The 17238-nt window shown below is 70.2% G+C and carries 18 protein-coding genes and 2 pseudogenes; 10 read left to right on the top strand and 10 right to left on the bottom strand.

What is annotated here, in order from left to right; translation table 11 throughout:
- Positions 1–301 precede the first annotated feature (301 nt).
- From G6N48_RS13045 to G6N48_RS13035, 3 genes are all read right to left on the bottom strand, one after another.
- Positions 302–1357 (bottom strand): DNA topoisomerase IB, encoded by a 1056-nt coding sequence (locus G6N48_RS13045; RefSeq protein WP_085267782.1) that lies wholly within the window; start codon positions 1355–1357, stop codon positions 302–304.
- Between the two features lie 135 nt (positions 1358–1492).
- The gene (locus G6N48_RS13040; protein ID WP_085267783.1) at positions 1493–1891 is read right to left on the bottom strand and encodes a heme-binding protein; all 399 of its coding nucleotides are present in this window, start codon (positions 1889–1891) and stop codon (positions 1493–1495) included.
- A 362-nt stretch (positions 1892–2253) separates the two neighbouring features.
- The gene (locus G6N48_RS13035) at positions 2254–3045 is read right to left on the bottom strand and encodes an SDR family oxidoreductase (RefSeq protein ID WP_085267784.1); all 792 of its coding nucleotides are present in this window, start codon (positions 3043–3045) and stop codon (positions 2254–2256) included.
- A 196-nt stretch (positions 3046–3241) separates the two neighbouring features.
- Here G6N48_RS13035 and mbp1 point away from each other — a divergent pair, with 196 nt between their 5' ends.
- A complete protein-coding gene (gene mbp1 / locus G6N48_RS13030) occupies positions 3242–3478 on the top strand; it encodes a microaggregate-binding protein 1 (RefSeq protein ID WP_085267785.1) in 237 nt (78 codons plus the stop codon).
- A 159-nt stretch (positions 3479–3637) separates the two neighbouring features.
- Complete coding sequence (locus G6N48_RS13020; protein WP_085267786.1) at positions 3638–3934, top strand: DUF3349 domain-containing protein; 297 nt, start codon at positions 3638–3640, stop codon at positions 3932–3934.
- A gap of 27 nt (positions 3935–3961) precedes the next feature.
- Here the strand turns inward: G6N48_RS13020 and G6N48_RS13015 are convergent, their stop codons facing one another.
- The 4 genes from G6N48_RS13015 to G6N48_RS13000 are packed head-to-tail and all read right to left on the bottom strand — an operon-like array spanning position 3962 to position 6997.
- Complete coding sequence (locus tag G6N48_RS13015; RefSeq protein ID WP_232066614.1) at positions 3962–4588, bottom strand: SAM-dependent methyltransferase; 627 nt, start codon at positions 4586–4588, stop codon at positions 3962–3964.
- Positions 4585–5358, bottom strand: coding sequence for a PIG-L deacetylase family protein (locus G6N48_RS13010; RefSeq protein ID WP_085267787.1), 774 nt, complete (start codon positions 5356–5358; stop codon positions 4585–4587). Before G6N48_RS13010 ends, G6N48_RS13015 begins: the two co-directional genes overlap by 4 nt.
- Positions 5355–6299 carry an acyl-CoA dehydrogenase family protein gene (locus tag G6N48_RS13005; RefSeq protein ID WP_085267788.1) on the bottom strand — a complete coding sequence of 315 codons (945 nt, stop codon included), beginning with the start codon at positions 6297–6299 and terminating at the stop codon, positions 5355–5357. The genes G6N48_RS13010 and G6N48_RS13005 overlap by 4 nt, the downstream gene beginning before the upstream one ends.
- Complete coding sequence (locus G6N48_RS13000; RefSeq protein WP_085267789.1) at positions 6296–6997, bottom strand: glycosyltransferase; 702 nt, start codon at positions 6995–6997, stop codon at positions 6296–6298. Before G6N48_RS13000 ends, G6N48_RS13005 begins: the two co-directional genes overlap by 4 nt.
- 117 nt (positions 6998–7114) lie before the next feature.
- On the opposite strand from G6N48_RS13000, the pseudogene G6N48_RS12995 reads away from it, so the two are divergent.
- A pseudogene (locus G6N48_RS12995) lies at positions 7115–7464 on the top strand (hypothetical protein).
- Between the two features lie 6 nt (positions 7465–7470).
- Here G6N48_RS12995 and G6N48_RS12990 read toward each other — a convergent pair.
- A complete protein-coding gene (locus G6N48_RS12990) occupies positions 7471–7728 on the bottom strand; it encodes a DUF7218 family protein (protein WP_085267790.1) in 258 nt (85 codons plus the stop codon).
- A gap of 164 nt (positions 7729–7892) precedes the next feature.
- On the opposite strand from G6N48_RS12990, the pseudogene G6N48_RS12985 reads away from it, so the two are divergent.
- The 3 genes and pseudogenes from G6N48_RS12985 to G6N48_RS12975 form a co-directional block, all read left to right on the top strand.
- A pseudogene (locus G6N48_RS12985) lies at positions 7893–8549 on the top strand (chemotaxis protein CheB); the annotation flags it as partial.
- A 91-nt stretch (positions 8550–8640) separates the two neighbouring features.
- Complete coding sequence (locus G6N48_RS12980; protein ID WP_085268048.1) at positions 8641–9399, top strand: STAS domain-containing protein; 759 nt, start codon at positions 8641–8643, stop codon at positions 9397–9399.
- A 53-nt stretch (positions 9400–9452) separates the two neighbouring features.
- Positions 9453–11294 carry a CheR family methyltransferase gene (locus tag G6N48_RS12975; RefSeq protein ID WP_085267792.1) on the top strand — a complete coding sequence of 614 codons (1842 nt, stop codon included), beginning with the start codon at positions 9453–9455 and terminating at the stop codon, positions 11292–11294.
- A 15-nt stretch (positions 11295–11309) separates the two neighbouring features.
- On the opposite strand, the gene G6N48_RS12970 is transcribed toward G6N48_RS12975, so the two are convergent.
- Positions 11310–12164, bottom strand: a complete 855-nt coding sequence (locus tag G6N48_RS12970; protein WP_085267793.1) for a chemotaxis protein CheB — start codon at positions 12162–12164, stop codon at positions 11310–11312.
- Between the two features lie 195 nt (positions 12165–12359).
- On the opposite strand from G6N48_RS12970, the gene G6N48_RS12965 reads away from it, so the two are divergent.
- The 4 genes from G6N48_RS12965 to G6N48_RS12950 all read left to right on the top strand — a co-directional run bounded on the left by G6N48_RS12965 (position 12360) and on the right by G6N48_RS12950 (position 15803).
- Entirely contained in the window at positions 12360–13475 is a 1116-nt protein-coding gene (locus tag G6N48_RS12965) for a glycosyltransferase (RefSeq protein ID WP_085267794.1), read from the top strand.
- Positions 13476–13526: 51 nt separating this feature from the next.
- Positions 13527–14594 carry a helix-turn-helix transcriptional regulator gene (locus tag G6N48_RS12960; protein WP_372511271.1) on the top strand — a complete coding sequence of 356 codons (1068 nt, stop codon included), beginning with the start codon at positions 13527–13529 and terminating at the stop codon, positions 14592–14594.
- A gap of 287 nt (positions 14595–14881) precedes the next feature.
- Positions 14882–15280, top strand: coding sequence for an STAS domain-containing protein (locus G6N48_RS12955; RefSeq protein ID WP_179969873.1), 399 nt, complete (start codon positions 14882–14884; stop codon positions 15278–15280).
- A gap of 16 nt (positions 15281–15296) precedes the next feature.
- Positions 15297–15803: an SRPBCC family protein gene (locus G6N48_RS12950; RefSeq protein WP_085267797.1), complete on the top strand. Its 507-nt coding sequence runs from the start codon at positions 15297–15299 to the stop codon at positions 15801–15803.
- Positions 15804–15832: 29 nt separating this feature from the next.
- Here G6N48_RS12950 and G6N48_RS12945 read toward each other — a convergent pair whose 3' ends face one another.
- A complete protein-coding gene (locus G6N48_RS12945) occupies positions 15833–17182 on the bottom strand; it encodes a flavin monoamine oxidase family protein (protein ID WP_372511272.1) in 1350 nt (449 codons plus the stop codon).
- Positions 17183–17238: the final 56 nt, after the last annotated feature.

Below are 17238 nucleotides of genomic sequence, written 5' to 3'. Positions count from 1 at the left end.
CGGCAATGGCACGAGGTCAAAGCGCAGCGCGGACCGACCTCACGCTGTCGGGGGCGTACCCGCAATCACCGGCGTTATTCGTCTGAACTCCCTCGCCCGGCGCGGACCGCCCGGCCGACCTCAAAACCCCTGCGGCGTAGCGTTTCCCAGGCAGGTCAGCCCCGCCGCGCGCAACGCGGTGATCCGGCAACCTGTCGAAGGCCGCCCCATAGTTTGCCGCAGAGCGGTCGCGATTGGTTGCGACTGGGCGCTGTTCGTGTGCCGCGCCGCCTCGACTTCGGCGGACGGCACCCCCCGCCTGTCACGCGCTTCTGGGTAGCGCCGACGGTCCGGATGCGGTGTCGCCTCTGGCCACCCGCCGGATCAGCATCCGGGTCGCCTTCTCCAGAATCTCCTGCGCCACCGCGGGTTCGCGGGCGCGTTCGGCACGGCGCGCAGCCGCGGCGATGGTCAACCCCTGTTCGTAGGCGGACACCACGCGGGGATCCACATAGGAGCCGCGCGCCACCGCGGGGGTATTGCCGAGGCCTGCGGCCACCTCCTTCATCACCGCGGACTCGACGCGCTTGATCACCCGCTCCGAAACGGGCGGGTCGGCGTCCACGAACGCCGCGGCGGCCAGCACGGTCCCGTGCCAGGTCCGCAGATCCTTGACGGTGAACTCGTCGCCCACGAGTTCCTTGAACCGGGCGTTGAGGTCGTCGGATCGCAGGTCGACCCAGCCGGAAGAGGTGCGGCACGCCAGGAGTCGCCCGGTACATTCGGGCCGTCGGCTCAGCGCGCGGACCGCGCGCACCACCTCCTGGTCCTCGATCTCGACCGTGCGCCGCACCCCGCTCTTGGCGGGGAAGTCGAAGGCCACGGCGTCGCGCCGCACGGTCACATGCTCGCAGAGCAGCGTGGCCAGGCCGTAGGACTCGTGCTCCTCGGCGTACTGTTCGCCCCCGGCGCGGAAATAGCCGCGATCGAGCAGCCGCAGCGCCAGCGCCAGCACCCGTCTGCGGGTCAATCCCTTGCGCGCCAGGTCTTCTGCGACCTCGAGGCGCAGCGCCGGCAGCCGGGTGGAGAGCTCGAGCACGCGGTCGAACTTCTCCTCGGCACGCTCCTGCTGCCACGCCGTGTGGTACAGGTACTGCCGGCGCCCCGCCGCGTCGACGCCGACGGCCTGGATGTGGTCGTTGGAATGCGGTGAGATCCAGACCTTCTTCCACGCCGGCGGGATGACGAGTTCCTTGATGCGCTGCACGGCATCCGGGTCGGCGAGGGGATCGCCGTCGGGCCCGTAGTAGGCGAAACCCTTGCCCCGGCGCTTGCGCGCGATCCCCGGCTTGCTGAGAACGCTGCGACGCAGCCGCATTCCTGACCTCCAGCCCCAGTCCCTTTCGCTGACTGGACAATTACCCGCCGCGCGGGGGGTTCACACGTGGGTGCCGCGCCGCGAAACGCAGAACGACCCGCCACGGCGTTGTGGCGGGTCGTTGTCGGCGGGATATCAGCCGGCCATGAACTCCTGGTAGGCCGATTCCAGGTAGGGCGGCAGCGCTGTGACGTTGCACTGCCGCTCGGTGTCGCCGATCGGCGACAGGATGCCGCGCAGGTCGTTGTATTCCTGCGGGTGAGCGGTGAAGTAGCCGCGCAGGCTCGACTCCGCCTGCGGACGCGGCTGACCGTAAGCGGCCGTGACCACCTGGTTGGCATCGGGGTGCGCCGCGAGGTACTGCTGCGCCGTGCCTTCCACCGACGACACGGTGGCGTTCACGCCGCCGGGACTGCAGTCGGGCGCTGCGGCCGCCGAGGGCGCGCCGGCGATCCCCATGGCCACGCCCCCGAGCAGACAGCCGGCACTGACGCCGGCCACCCGCCGGCGCGCGACGTTACTGCTGATTTTCATGATCAGTGTGTCCTTCGAATTGATTGATGCTGCAGAGAGGCTCCCGGTCCTCGAAGCCCAACGTAGCCGAAGTCGGCGCGGGCGGCGTTCGCTGACAACGAACGTGCGTATCCGGATCGCGGGATCGTGGACGATTTGCCAAGCATTGCAACGACTTTCGTTCGATATGCGCGACGCTTCTTAAGGAACACGCCCGATCCTTATGAAATCGTGACGCGATTGTGACCTGCGACCCGAACGTTCACGGTCGTGATGAGACTCCAATTGTGCGCCTTCGCAATCGATCACAGAACGGTGCGGCGGGTTTTGCAAACCGGGCGGCTTTCGTTTCCTGGCCCCGCCACACCGCGAGTCCGCTTCGCTTACCGGCTTTGGTGACACGCGGTATCGGTTGTGGTCGCCGCGCACGTCGCCAGCCACGTGTCGACGTCGGGGCCGACGACGATCGCCTGGGCCGATGCCAGCAGCGCACCGGTGGCGAGTCCGGCGATGGGCGGCGGGACCGGACGCACACGGCGGCTGTCGCCGTGCAGCGCGAGTACCTTCGACGTCAGCTCCGGAAGCCGGATGGCCTCGGGTCCGGTGATGGCGCACGGCTTGTGTGTCTGGCCCAGGGCCGTCTCGACCAGCACGTCGGCGACGGTGTCGGCGGCGATGGGCTGGATCAGCAGATCCTGGACGGTCACCTCCTCCTCGTCGCCGCTCACCGTGGCGGGATCGGTCGCGGACTCATACCACTGCGTCGATTTCACGATCGTGGTCGCCACCGGAGCGTCGAGGAAGATCGCCTTGGCGGCCCGCTTGCCCTCGTAATAGGGGTCACCGTCGAACACCGGGTCGTCGATGCTGTCGATCGTCGACACCACCAACCGCTGCACCTCGTGGGCCGCGCAGGCGCCGACGATGTTGCGCGAGGCGGCGACCAGCGTCTGGGTGAAGTCGGAGAACCTGTCCTCGGGCCGGGGATTGGACACATCGATCGCCAGGTCCACACCGTCGAGCGCCTGGGACAGGCCCTGCCCGGACACCAGGTCGACGCCGTGTCCGCGGGAAACCTCGACCACCGGGTATCCGCGGGCCCTCAGCCGGGCGACGACTCGCACCCCGGCGGTGCCGGTTGCCCCCAGCACGGCGATGGTGGTCACTGAACTCACCCGCTTCCGTAGTCGGGATCCGTTGGTACCCGTCATCGCTGACTTCAAACGGACATGTCGTGCCGAACACACGTGACCCGGATCGGCCGTGCCGGGGTGTTTGATCGCGCGCCGGGCGGGAAGCCGTCTGGTGCATGCCCGGAGCCGATTCCCGACACCGGGCAAGTGCAAGCCACAACCAAAGGGAGGTCGACTCGTGGGAGACGACAAGAGCGGTCCGCAGGAAGCCGTGAAGGGCGCCGTCGAGGGCGTGAAGGGCAAGCTCAAAGAGGTCGGCGGCACGGTCGCCGGTCGCGACGACCTGGTCGAAGAGGGCCAGGCGCAACAGGACAAGGCCGACGCCCAACGCGACGCCGGCAAGAAGGAAGCCGAGGCCGAGTCGGCGCGCGCCGGCGCGAAGGCGGCCGAAGAACGTCAGAAGGAAAATCAGTAGTTCTGACGCGGGGTGTCCGGTCCAACGGGGGGCCGGGCCCCCTTTTTTCTGCGCCGGGCGGTCTGTGCGCACCGGCGATGTTTCAAACCGCCACGCCCGGCTATCCCTGGCAGCAACCTGCACCGATGGGTAACGTGCGGTGGGTTAGCGAGGTGAGAGATGGGGTTGCGCGCTCTGGTGGCGAGCATCGTGGCGTTCTTCCGGGCGGGTTACCCCGCCGGAGCCCCGGCCCTCGGCTACGTCCCGCTGCTGGCCCTGTTGCCGCGCCGCGTCTCAGACGACGAGATCCCGACAGTCATCGGCAGGCTCGCCGCCGGTAACCACCCGTCGATCGACAGCGCCGACGTGGGGGTAGCCATCACCCGCGTGACCCACGAGCTGCCCTCCGCGGACGACATCGAGCGTGTCGAGCGACGCATGGCCGCTCTCGGATGGACCGGGGACAGCCGTGCCTAGCGGCTCACGCCCGCTTCTCAGGGACGGTCAGCGCGCGCCGGGCAGCCCTTCGCGGGCCGCCACCGAGCGGGCGTCGCCGGTGTCGAACATCTCGATGACGACGTCGTCGTCGCGGTAACACGCCAGCGGGGTCAGCCCGGGGGTCTGCGCGATGACGGCGTGCGCCGAGTCGCCCGTCAGCGGGTAGTCGGCCACGTCGTGGCGCCAGTGCGCGGCGACGACGACCGCGCCCGGCCGCAGCCGTGGGCATTCTTCGCGCAGCACCGCCGCCAGCGCGTCGCCGCGCAGGTAGTAGGCGACCTCGCTGAGCACCAGCAGGTCGTAGGGCCCGGCCGGCCACGCCTGGTCCATCGAGGCCCGCTTCAGGGTCACCCGGTCGCGGCAGCCGGCTTCGCGCAGCCGGGCGTCCGCGGTGCGCAGCGCCGACGCGGCGACGTCGACCGCGGTGACGTGGTCGCAGCGCCGGGCCAACTGCGCGGTGAGCGTGCCGATCGAGCAGCCCGGTTCGAAGGCGTGCCGGTAGCGGGGGTGCGGCAGCATGGCCATGGTCAGGGCGTACTTGCGCTGCTCGTACCACCGCGTCGCCAACTGCCACGGATCCTCGGCCCCGGCGTACATCTCGTCGAAGTAGCCGTCGGGGAGCCGTGCGCTCACCGGAAGACGACCTCGCCGACCGCCAGGAGGCGCTGCAACACGAACGCGGGCAGCACGGGCGACGATTCTCCGGGGGCCGGCTCGAACTGACTGCGATAGCAGCGTGCGGCGCGGCGCTTGCGCTCGACCGCCCACCCGGACAGGCGCACCGCGCACGCCCGCTCCCACGGCACCGCCGCATCGGCCGGCGTGGCCCAGTGCCACATCCAGACCGGGTATTCGAGCAGGGTGTCGCCCGTGCGGGCGCACGCCGTGGCCGCGGCGCGCCCGACGGCTTCGTGATCGGGGTGGCCGTCGACCCGCCAGGTGGCCGCGCACCACGTCCCGGGCGTGGCCGCCAGGATCTCGGTCAGCAGGTCGGCGAGCCGGTCCTCGTGGTCGGCCAGCTCGCCGTCGGGCAGGCCCAGCGACGTGGGCGGCCGGACACCCAAAAGGTCTGTCGCCCGGGCAAGTTCGTGCTTGCGGGTGGTTTCCAGCCGGTACCGCTCCGACGGCGTCGCGCCGGGCACCGCGGCGCCGCCGTCGCTGGCCGATACCACCTGCACGTCGATGCCCGACGCGGCCAGCTGCGCGCACGTGGCGCCCAGGCCGAGGGTCTCGTCGTCGGGATGCGGCGCGACCACGACCAGTCGCGCGCACCCCGCCCAATCCAGCGGCTTCAGGGCCTCCAGGGCCGCGCCGGCCACCCACAGCGGCGCCGGCGTGCCGCCGTGGACCAGCGGTTTGGCCGCGAACCTGGCGCAATTGCCCGCGGCCGCCACCGCTGTCACCGCCGGCCGCCCGCGAGCCGACCGAGCTCGGCCAGGTCGCGCTCCGCGTGGCTTTGCCGGATGTAGATGCTCAGGTCCGCGACGCGCTGCGCGTGCCGGCCGTCCTGACACAGCGGGCCGGGCCCCAGGGCGCGACCTGTGCGGGTGATGGCCTCGTCGACCGCGTGTTCCACCACCGAGCGGACGCGCCGGGCCAGCAATTGCGCGGTGCCGGACCGGTCGAACGGGTCGGAGTCCACCTGGGCCGCGGCCGCGGCCAGCATCGCGTCGCCGGCGGCGAGCGCGGCGTCGATCGCGCCGAGGTGCGCCAGCGAGTACGCGTCGGCCGACTGGCTGCCGGCGCTGCGGTAGAGCGGGTCGGCGACCCGGCGCGCCCCGCCGAGCCAGCAGGCGGCCACGCCGATCGCGCCGTGCCAGAAACCCGGCCGGCTCAGGTAGTCGCCCGGATCGCCCACGGGAACGGCCGCGGCGTTGCTGAACTGAACGGGCCGGGTGTCGCTGCCGGCCATGCCCGCGTTCCACCACGTGCTGGGCAGTGGTTTGACGGTGGCGTCGGTCACGGCCACCGCGAACAGGCCGCGTCGTCCGTCCTCGAGCCGGGCCGTCACCAGGGCGTGCGTGCAGAAGCCGGCGCCCGAGCACCACACCTTGGTGCCGTTGAGCGTCATCGCCCCGCTGTCGGTGCGGGATGCCGTCAGGACCGCGTCCGGGGCCTCGGCAGCCCACACAGCCCAGAGCTGTCCGGGGTCGGGGGGCTTGCCGCCGAGTTCGTGCAGGATGGCGACGGCGTCGACGTGGGCTTCGGCGACCCGGGCCGCGACGATGTTGTCCTCGGCGAGTTGTTCCAGCCGGTGCCAGCGTTCGGCCGTGCGCCCCGACGCGGGCAGCGGCAGCTCGAGTCGCCCCGTTTCCAGCCAGTGCTTAACCAGGCCCGCCGTCACGCGCAATCACCCGCCGCCGATCTCCTCAGTTGCCTGAGGTGGTGAGCGAATCCGTGCGGCGCCCGAGCCTGGATTCGTGCTGAAGTGATGACCGACAATTCGGTGTCCCGGTGGATGCAGTAGCCGGCCGCCTCGAATCGCCCGACCAGGTCGACGTCTTCGCCGGTCGCCAGCGGCCGGAAACCACCGACGCGCCAGTACGCCCGCGCGCTGAAGCCCATGTTGGCTCCGTGGATGTGTTCGCTGTCGGCCTCATAGGCCGCGGTGTAGCGCTCGGCCACGTCGGCGGCCGAGCGCCAGTCGGTCACCCGGACGACGCCCAGCACCACGTCCGCGCCCAGCCCCAGCTGATGCACCAGCCAGCCGGGGTCCACCCGACTGTCGGCGTCGGTGGTGGCATACCAGCACTTGTCGTCGGCGTCGAGCAGCGAACGGGCGTAGTTGAAGCCGACCGCCCGTGCCGCGCCGACGTTGCGGGCGTCGACCTGGACGAAGTGCACGTCGGGTCCGTATTGGCCGGCCAGCTCCGCGCTGCCGTCGTCGCAGTCGTCGAGCACCACCACGATCATGACGGGGATGGGCGCGCAGAGGGCGGCTGTCAGCACGGCGCGCAGGCAGGACGGCAGCTTTGCCCGCTCATTGTGAGCGGGGATGACGACGGCGGCCGCGTCGTACGCACGATGCACGGGGGCTGACATAACCGGAGATTCCCCTGTTTTTTCGGCAGTTAAACGGCCTTACAAAGGGTTGCTTTCAGGGTTGCTTACTGCGCGGTCAGGTTGCCCGGCCGATCGGGAGGGTATGACCCAGCCACCATGGCAACCCTCGACACTCCCGCCGACGGCACGCAGTTGCGCCGGGTGCTGCGCGGTGCGGCGTCGGCGCTCAAGGAGAACGGGCCGCGGTTCGCGCTGGCCGGCAGCTACGCGTTATGGGCCTACGGCGCACCCGAACCCAGTCACGACGTCGACCTGGTGGTGGCCGAATCCGACGTGGCCGGCGCGGTGGCCACCCTGACCGACGCAGGATTCTCCGTCGAGCGCACGCCCGAGGACCGGCGGTGCGGGAGCGGCTGGACTGGGATCGCATCGAAGAGCAAACCGCCGACAATCACTACGCCGCGGCTTTCCTGCTACTCGCGAAGCGGCTTGGGCTGACCGGCTGACACCGGTCAGTGGTTGCGCAGCTTGGCGACCAGCTTGTCCTTGTTCAGCTTCGAATAGCCCGACATCCCAAGCTCTTTCGCCCGCTGCCGCAGCTGCGGCACCGTCCAGTCCGCATAGGAGCCGGACTTGCCGCCTTTGCGACTCACCGACGATGTGCCCCGCGCGGCGGAGGCGTTCGCGATACGCGCCGCCTTCTCCTTGGAGTCACCCTGTTTGCGCAGCTCGCGGTACATCTTCTCGTTCTTTATCGATGAATTCGGCATGACATCCTCCCGTGCACATCAACCTGTGTGGACGTCCAGTGCCCAAACAAGCCTCAATGCGGAATGCCCGGCTGTCCCGTCGGGAAAACCCGATGCGCCGACGGGCTGCACTATCGGTGGACGCACGGAATACCTACGCTCAGCAGGGGTAGTCGAAAGTGGTGATTGACGCGACCAGCGAGAACCCAGACTTGCGTGCGGTGGTCGCGATCGGTGCCTCGGCGGGCGGGGTCGAAGCACTGTCGCGGCTGGCCGCCGGCCTGTCCGCCGAACTGCCCTACGCCTATCTGATCGTCCTGCATGTGCCGGCCGGCGCGCCCAGCGTACTGGCGCGGATCGTCGACCGCAGCGGGCCGCTGCCCGCGGTCGCCGCGCAGGACGGCGCCGAACTCGAGCCCGGGCGCATCTATGTCGGAGTACCCGACCGCCACCTGCTGGTCGCCGGCCGACGGGTCGCGCTGTCGCAGGGGCCGACCGAAAACGGGCACCGGCCCGCGATCAACGCGTTGTTCCGCTCGGTGGCTTTGGCGTTCGGTTCCCGGGCGATCGGCGTTGTGCTCTCGGGCGCGCTTGACGACGGCGTGCTGGGGCTGGCCGCCATCCGTTCGCGGGGCGGCGCCACCATCTGCCAGGCGCCCGAGGACGCGTTGTTCCCGGCGATGCCGACCAACGCGCTCAACGCGGGTGTGGTGGGTCGGCAGGCCGCGGCGTCCGAGATCGGTTCCGTCCTCAACGACCTGTCCCGCCAACACACAGAGGATCTCGAGATGAAACCAGACGCCGCGATGGAATTCGAGAACCGCATCGCCATGAAGTCCCGGCGGTATCAGGAGATGGCCGACGAAACCGAGCGGGCGCCGACGGTGCTCGGCGAGCGATTGTCGACGGTCGGCCCGGAACGCGGTGGTGGCGGTGGATGAGCTCCGGTCGGTCGTTCACGTCGCCGTCGACACCCACCGCGACGTTCCGCTTTTGACGGTCACCGGCGTGCTGGACAGTTCGACCTACCGGATCGTGCGGGACTCGGTCATCAAGACCGCGCTCGGCGAACCCCGCGCGGTGATCGTCGACGTGAACGGCCTTGCCGCGCCGTCGGTCTCAGCCTGGTCCGCGTTCACCAGCGCCCGCTGGCACGTCAGCATCTGGCCGGATGTGCCCGTCCTGCTGGTGTGCGCGCAACCGCGCACGCGGCAGGCGATACGGGCCGGCGGGGCGGCCCGCTACCTCCCCGTGCATCCCACGCTGGACTCGGCGGTGGACGCCCTCGGCGACCCGTCATTGCCTCTTCGGCGGCGGGCGAGTGTCGAGCTCCTGCGCGCCAGGGCCAGCGTCGGGCGCGCGCGCGACGTCGTCTCCGACTGGCTCACCCGCTGGGGCAGCCCCGAGATGGTCTCGGTCGCAGCCACGGTGGCGACCGTCCTCATCGAGAACGTCCTCGACCACACCGACAGCGCGCCGGTGTTGATCGTCGAAAGCGATGGCAGCACCGTCACTGTCGCCGTGCAGGACCTCAGCGACACCCTGCCGTGCCGGCACGAGGATGCCTACCGCGGCGCCGAGATAGTCTCCGGGCTGGCCATCGTCTCCGCCCTGTGCCAGGCGTGGGGCGCCAATCCGACGTCGTCGGGCAAAACGGTGTGGGCGTCGGTCGGTCGCGAAAACAAGATCTGACGCCGGAGTAGTGTTCAGGTCCTTCGGTGCAGGCTGCGATCGGACGGAATCGGATGGAAAGCGCGACCGACGAGGCTTTCGAGGCGCTGCTGCGCTACATGCGGGATTCTCGCGGCTTCGACTTCACGGGCTACAAGCGCACCTCGCTGATGCGCCGCGTCCGGCACCGGATGGACCAGGTGGGCTACAAGTCCTTCGAGGAATACCTCGACGTCCTGCAGGCCAGTTCCGACGAATTTGCGTCGCTGTTCAACACGATCCTGATCAACGTCACCGCCTTCTTCCGCGACGCGGACGCCTGGGATTTCGTCGGCGCGGAAGTCATCCCGAGGATGCTGGCCGAGCGCGGGCCCGGTGACCCGATCCGGGTGTGGAGCGCCGGGTGCGCGTCGGGGCAGGAGGCCTACACGCTGGCCATGTTGCTGGCCGAGGCGCTGGGTCCCGACAGCTTCCGGCAGCGGGTCAAGATCTACGCCACCGACATCGACGAGGACGCGCTCACCGAGGCGCGCGCCGCGTCCTACGACGCCAAGGTCGTCGAATCGGTGCCGCCGGAGTTGTTGACCCGCTACTTCGAGCGGGTCAACGGCCGCTACGTGTTTCACAAAGATCTGCGCCGGGCGGTGATCTTCGGCCGCAACGACCTGGTCAAGGACGCGCCGATCTCGCGCGTCGACCTGCTGGTGTGCCGCAACACGTTGATGTACCTCAACGCCGAGACGCAGCGCAACGTGGTGGGGCGCTTGCGTTTTGCGCTCGCCCCGCAGGGCACGCTGTTCCTGGGGCACGCCGAGATGCTGCTCAGCCAGGGTGACCGTTTCGCTCCGCTGAGCCTCAAACACCGGATCTTCCGCAAGGCAGCCGGGGCCCCGACCGGCATGGAGCGCTACGATCCCGCGGGCGCCTTCTACGAACGTCAGGTCGACCTCACGGGCCTGACCACCGTGCGCGACTTGGCTTTCCGGGCCAGCCCGGTAGCGCAGATCGTCGTCACCGGCGAGGACACCGTGGCGATGATCAACCAGCAGGCTGAGACCATCTTCGGGCTTTCGGCCCGCGACATCGGCAGGCTGCTGCGCGACCTCGAGGTGTCCTACCGGCCGGTCGAGCTGCGCGCCTACCTCGAACAGGCCAAGGTCGACCGCCGTTCGGCGCGCATCCAGGACGTCAAGTGGCAGCGGCCGGGCGCCGACACGGTGTGGTTCGAGATCCACGTGAATCCACTGGTCGACGCCGAGAACGGCCTGTTGGGCGTGTCGATCGTGTTTTTCGACGTCACGGCCACCCGCGCCCTGCTCGACAAGGTCGTCGAGACCAACCGCCAGCTGGAGGCGGCCTACGAGGAACTGCAGTCGACCAACGAAGAGCTCGAGACCACCAACGAGGAATTGCAGTCCACGGTCGAGGAGCTCGAAACGACGAACGAGGAGCTGCAGTCCACCAACGAAGAGCTCGAGACCATGAACGAGGAGCTGCAGTCCACCAACGACGAGCTGCACACCATCAACGACATGTTGCGCGACCGCAGCCTGGAGCTGGACGAAACGCAGAACTTCCTGGACTCGCTGGTCGACTCGACGCGCGTAGGCATGGTCGTGGTGGACCGCGAGCTGCAGGTGGTCCTGTGGAACCGGGGCTGCGAAGAGCTCTGGGGTCTGCGCGCCGAGGAGGCGACGGGTTCACCCTTGACGGCTCTGGACATCGGGCTCCCTTTGGACGGTGTCCGGCCCTTGATCGGCAACGCGTTCGTGGATCCGGACAGCTCCGGCGAGACGGTGGTGGACGGGGTCAATAGGCGGGGTCGCCCCACCAAGGTGCGTGTCACCTGCACCTCGTTTCATTCCAAAGGGGGAGCGGTGTGTGGCGCGCTGCTGTTGATGGAGGTCGTGGGCTAGTCGTCCCCGCGGCGATCAGTGCCCCCAGCGGGCGGCGGCCTCCTGGGCCGCCTGGTACGCCAGTTGCGCGCGGCGCCGCGACTCACCGACCCTGCGCCGCGCCGTGGCCAGCGTCTCGGTGGTGGCACGGGAGCCCGCGGACAGGTCCCGGCGCCGGCGGCCGAGTTCCTCCGCGCGCGCACGGGCCTGCGCGGCGCGGGTCGCCGCGCTGCTGCCGGCGTCGTCAAGCCACCCGCGGGGGAGCCCTTCGCCCTGCTCGTCCGCGGGTTCCCACGGCGGCAACCCGGTCGGCGGAGCCCCGCCGACGATGTCGGTCAGGGCTTCAGCGATCCGACGGCAAGGCAGCACCCGGTTGGCGCCCGCCCGCGCGGCCGCGACCGGCATCGAAGGGTACAGCGCGGTTTCGGGGCTCTCGGCGATGACGACGGCACCGGCCCGCCTCATCGCGGCGGTGCCCGCGGCGCCGTCACTCCCGGACCCCGACAACACCACACCGGCGGCGCGGGGTCCGTACGACCGCGCTATCGACTTCAGGAGCACGTCGAAGCGCCGGCCGCCGAAATCGCCCATGGCGCGCACGCGGCAGCGGCCCCCGGGGGTGAGTTCGACGTAGGCCGCCGGCGGACAGACCACCACCTCGCCCGCCGCGAGGTGTTGACCGTGCTTCGCCCAGCGGACCGGGCGCGCCGTCTGCCTGCGCAGAATCGACGGCAGCGCACTGTCGTGGCGGCCGAGGTGCTGTTGCACCACGACCGTGATCGGGAGATCGACCGGCAGATCCCGCAGGACCGACGAGATCGCGTCCAGGCCGCCCGCCGAGGCGACCAGGGCTACCAACCCGACGACCGGGCAGTGCGGATCGCACGCCATGTGTCTCAGTGTCCACCGACCGGGCGGGGCGCGCCGCCGCGTGGCCGATCCGTTCGTTTCGGCCCCTGCGGCTGTCCGCTGTGCGAAACGCCGCCGCGCCTGACGAAACGGTGCGCGGTTCGGGTTTCGAACGCGGACAGCCTGGGTACGCCGCTTAGCCAAATAATGCGGGCGCGGCGGATCGGAGGTGGTGGAGTGAGGATTGCGATCGTCGGCGGCGACGACGTCTCGGGTGATCACCTTCAGCAACTCTGCGCCGCCCTCGCGGTCCTCGGGCACGAGCCCATTGCCTGCTACCCGACTGCTCCGGCCGCGCAGGCGTCCGGGGGCCTGCCCCACGTCGGGGAGTGGGCCGCCCGGCTCGAGGACGAATGGGCGTCGGAATCGCCCGATGTCGTGCACGCCTACGGCTGGCTGGGGGGTTTGGCCGCGCAACTGGCCGCCCGGCGCCGACGGTTGCCGACGGTCCAGTCCTTCCTGGGTCTGGCCGCATCGGCGCGGCCCCGCGCGGAGGGCGGTTCGAAACCCGTCGCGGAGCGAGAACGCCTCGAGCCGCTGCTCGCGCGGGGTGCGACGTGGGCGACCGGCGAGTGCGCCGCCGACGTCGACGTGTTGGCGCGGCTGCGGCGCAGCCGGGCGCGGGTGTCCGCCCTGACATCCGGCGTCGACGTGCAGCGGTACACCCCCGTCGGTCCGGCCCTTGCCCGCACCGACCTGCACCGTATACTTGGTCTGGCGCCTAATCCATTGCTGCACAACGGATTTGACACCGTCATCCGCGCCCTACCTCGTGTCCCGGACGCGGAGTTGCTGCTCGCGGAGACCGATGTCAGCGGCCGCGAACCGGGTGACGCGCGAAAACGGCTGGGATGTCTGGCCACGGAACTCGGGGTTGCCGACCGCGTCCGCTTCGTGGGCACGGTGGCCGACGACGAGCTGCCGGTGCTGGTGCGGTCCGCAGACGTGGTGGTGTGCACGCCGCGGCGGCCGCCGCGTGCGACAACGGTGCTGCAGGCCATGGCATCGGGGGTGGTGGTGGTCGCGTCGTCCGTCGGTGTGCTCAAAGACGCCGTGGTCGACAACGTCACCGGCATCCTGGTGCCTCCGGAGAGCCGAGCCGAGCTGGCGGCCGCTCTGCGAGGCCTTCTCTCGCAGGCCTTTCAGCGCGAGAGCATGGGCGCGGCGGGCCGCAGTCGCGCGGTGTCGCGTTTCGCCTGGGGCCGGATCGCCCTCGATTCGGTCAACATCTATGGCAAGGTCGGCGCGGTGCGGGCGTCCACACCGGAGTTGCAGCCTGCGGTGGCGCGGTGATCCAATGATCAGAACGTGTAAGGCCCCTTCCGTGGGCAGGCCATGACGACGATGACGAGTACCACCGAGAAGACCGCATCCGACGCGATCGCCCGTACAGTCAGCCGACAGCCGGACGCGTACACGCCGCGCGGTCTCGACGGCGAGCAGGGTCAGGGGCTCGGCAGGGCCGCGGTTCGCCACGCGGAGTTTCGCACGGTCGATCCGCAGGCCGCGCGTCAGTTCTTCACCACCGCCTACGCGCCGGGGTGGCGCGTCACCGGGGCCGGCGGCCGGGTGGCGATCACCCATCGGCGCTGCGAAACGCCGTCGCTCATCGTCGACGAGGTGGCGGTCCAGGGGAAGCTGGCCCTCGAGATCCCGGCCGGCGACCGCATTGTCGTGGTCCGGCCGCGCGCCGGGTCGCTGAACGTCGCCGGCTGCGCGTTCCCGACCATCGATTTCCCCATCCTGGTCGCCAACGGGATTCCATGCGGCCTGCAGTGCAACGCCGCCCGGTTCGACGTGGTGACGATCGGGGCCGACGCGCTGCACAGGGCCGCGGCGGACCGGCGCCCGCCGCTGTCGCAGCAGACTCGGTTTCTGAGCTGGCGGCCGCGTTCGCGGGCCGACGTGCGCGCGTTTCACCGGGCGCTGGATTACGTGGCGCAGAGCCTGGCCTCTCCCGACACGGCCCAGCAGCCGCTGATCGTCGCGGCGATGACACCCCTGCTGGCCGCGGCGCTGCTCGAGTGCTACCCGTCTAACGTGGCGGGGCGCGACCCGGACGGCGACCCCGCGCTTCCCGGGACCTTGAAGGACGCGGTGTCCTTCATCCACCGCCACGCGGCCGGCGAGGTCGGCATCAATGACGTCGCCGCCGCGGTGCATCTGACTCCGAGGGCGGTGCAGTACCTGTTCCGGCGTCAGTTGGGCACCACACCGACGGAGTACATGCGCCGCCTGCGGCTCAACCGCGCCCACCAGGAGCTGACCGCCGGATCGACGGCGACCACGACCGTCACCGAAATCGCGCAGCGCTGGGGTTTCGCGCACACGGGCCGCTTCGCCGTCCTCTACCGGCAGACCTACGGCCAGAGCCCGCACACGACGCTGCGTCAGTCCATGTCACGGTTCTGAGGAGCACGGGAATCGAGCCGTCGGGCAAAAAGCCGGCGGGCGATCGCGTTTTGCGGGCACCCGCGGCGGCGATCGCCGGTAGACTCGCGAGAGGTTGAGTCCACAGCTGCCGAATTACACGGGCGCCCATGGGACACCGTTGTCGCTTGCCCTGATCATCCTTTGCGAAGGGCGTTAATCGAATGACCGTTTTTGTCGAAGCTCGCACGCTCAACGCGCCAGGAGAACCGCGCAGTCGCTATCAAATCGATTGCGGGGGTGCCCGACTGCGCGTTCACACACTCAGAGTGGCCACCGTCCTGAACATCGAGGGGGAGATCGACGCGGCCAATGCCGAGGCGGTGGCCGCCGAGATCCGCCGCTTCTCGCGCCTGAAGGCTCCGCTGATCCTGGATCTGAGCCGGCTGGAGTTTCTGGGCAGCGCGGGTCTGCACGCCCTACTCGTCCTCGACGAGGAACACCGGCGAGACCGGTTGCACTACAACGTCATCGGGGGTAGGGCGCTGAACCGGCTCATCTCGGTCACGCCCGCCGACGGCCTGCCCCTGGCCGATTCGGTCCCCGACGCCCTCGGGCGCGCGCAAGACGCCATCCGGGCGCGCCGGCGCGTCGTCCGGGGAGCCGCCCGGCAGCACGAACCGCAGCGTGACCGGTGGCGTGCCGGCTGCCCGCGGTCGGACCGGTGACGTCTAGCATGACCTGATGGTCGAGATTCACCTGGGGCGAACGATCGCCGCGCCGCAGGAGCAGGTTTTCGACTGGCTGGCCGATCCGGTCAACCTGGCCGCCGCGCCGCTGGCCTTGCGCGCGGGTTACGCCCGGGATTCGCCGGGACCGGGAAAGGGCGCGTTGCGCCAGGTGATCGGGCCGGGGATGTGGTTCCGCGAGCAGATCACGGCATACGACCGGCCGCACAGCTACTCCTACCTCATCCTGAAGTCCTTCCCCCCGTTCGACCACGAGGGCGGCACTCTGACGTTCACCGCGTCGGGGACGTTCACCGCATCGGGGACGTTCACCCAATCGGGGACGTTCACCGCATCGGGCGCCGACTCCGGCGGCACGCACGTCGACTGGCTGAGCCACTACACGCATCCGGCCTGGGCGGGCGGCAAGCTGCTGGAGGCGCTCAGTCATCGGCTGCTGTGCACCAGCTTCACCGCCATCCTGGACGCCTGCGCCAGGTCGCTGGAGTCGGCCGTCCGATAGCGTCGCCGGCCGGCGTTCCCGACGTTTGCTCAGGCGCCCAAGCTGTCCATCAGCCGGGCGGCGGCGCGGCGCCCGCTGAGCACGGCTCCGGTGACCGTCGCCGGATTGTCGACCCCGACGGCCTCACCCGCCAGGTAGAGCCGGTCGCCGATCGGCTGCTGCAGCCGGCGGCGGTCGGCCAGGCCCGAGCCGGGGGCATGAAATGAATAGGCGCCCAACGCATACGGGTCGGCGGCCCACTTCGACGACCTGACCTCCGTGAGCGAGACGCCGTTGCCGAACAGCCGCCGCGCGACGGGCAGCGCGCTGCTGATCAGGTCGCCGGACGGACATGCCTCCGCCCAGCGGCCACGGTCACCGGCGTTGAAAGCCAACACGATCGGGCCCGCGGCGCCCGGCATGGTGAACCACTGCGCCCACGGGCCGCCGCCGGCATCGAGGTATTGGTAGAAGGCGTTGTCCTGACTCCACGTTCGCCGGTCGAACCGGAAGAAGCTCTTGGACAGCACGCCGAATCCCAGCACCCGCACCGCGTGGGCGTGCCCGTCGGGCAGCGGTGGATCGAAGGCGATGGCGCCGGACTTCAGCACACCGAGCGGCACGGTCACGATCGCCGCCCGTCCCCGAAAGGACCGGTCACCGGATCGCACGACGACGGAATCGCCGCGCTGCACGACCGCGGTCACCGGCGTATTCAACGCGACCGCAAGACCTTTGGCGAGCACCCGGGGCAGCGCGTCGTAGCCGTTGGCCACGATGTCCTGATCGCCGCCGGCGTACTCGCCCTTGTCGAAGGTGGTCGCGGAAAGCTGTGCGGCGCCGGCGGCGTACTCGTCCTCGATCTCGGTGGTGACGTAGAACGCCAGCTGGACGCGGTCGCGCGCGGACAGCGCCTCGCGGTCCGCCGCCGCGCCGACGGCCGCAGCCAGGCTCCCGCCGTCGACCACGGCGCGGGCCCGTTCGACGAATTCGCGCCACCGGCCCCGGTCGTAGGTCAGCGGCTGCAGAACGGGATCGACCGCGAGGTCCGCCCAACCGTCGTAGTCGGTCGTGATCAGCTGCGCACCCGCCCGGCCGGCCAGCTCCACCAACGGGTTGCCCGTCGTCCCGTGGATCCACGACGCGCCCATCTCGAGCGGCGTTCCCCAACCGCGGTCGGTGCAGACCCGCCCGCCGATCCGGTCACGCGCCTCGATCACCCGCACCGGCCACCCTGCGTCGGCCAGGCTGCGTGCCGCCGAGAGCCCCGCCATGCCGGCGCCCACCACGAGGACCGGGCCGGGTTGTGAGGGGCGGGCCGGCGTGCACGCGTCCACCAGCCCGCCGCCGACCACGCTCGTCGTCGCCGCGAGGAAGTCCCGACGGGACATCGGGGACACGGCGCCCAGTCTCACACGCGGGATGCCGGATTTGCCTGAAACGAACGGGATGTCGG

It is taken from the genome of Mycobacterium parmense (assembly GCF_010730575.1).
In the GTDB taxonomy this organism is placed as follows: domain Bacteria; phylum Actinomycetota; class Actinomycetes; order Mycobacteriales; family Mycobacteriaceae; genus Mycobacterium; species Mycobacterium parmense.
Note: the sequence above shows the minus strand (reverse complement) of the source record. Positions and strands in the feature narration are given on the sequence as shown.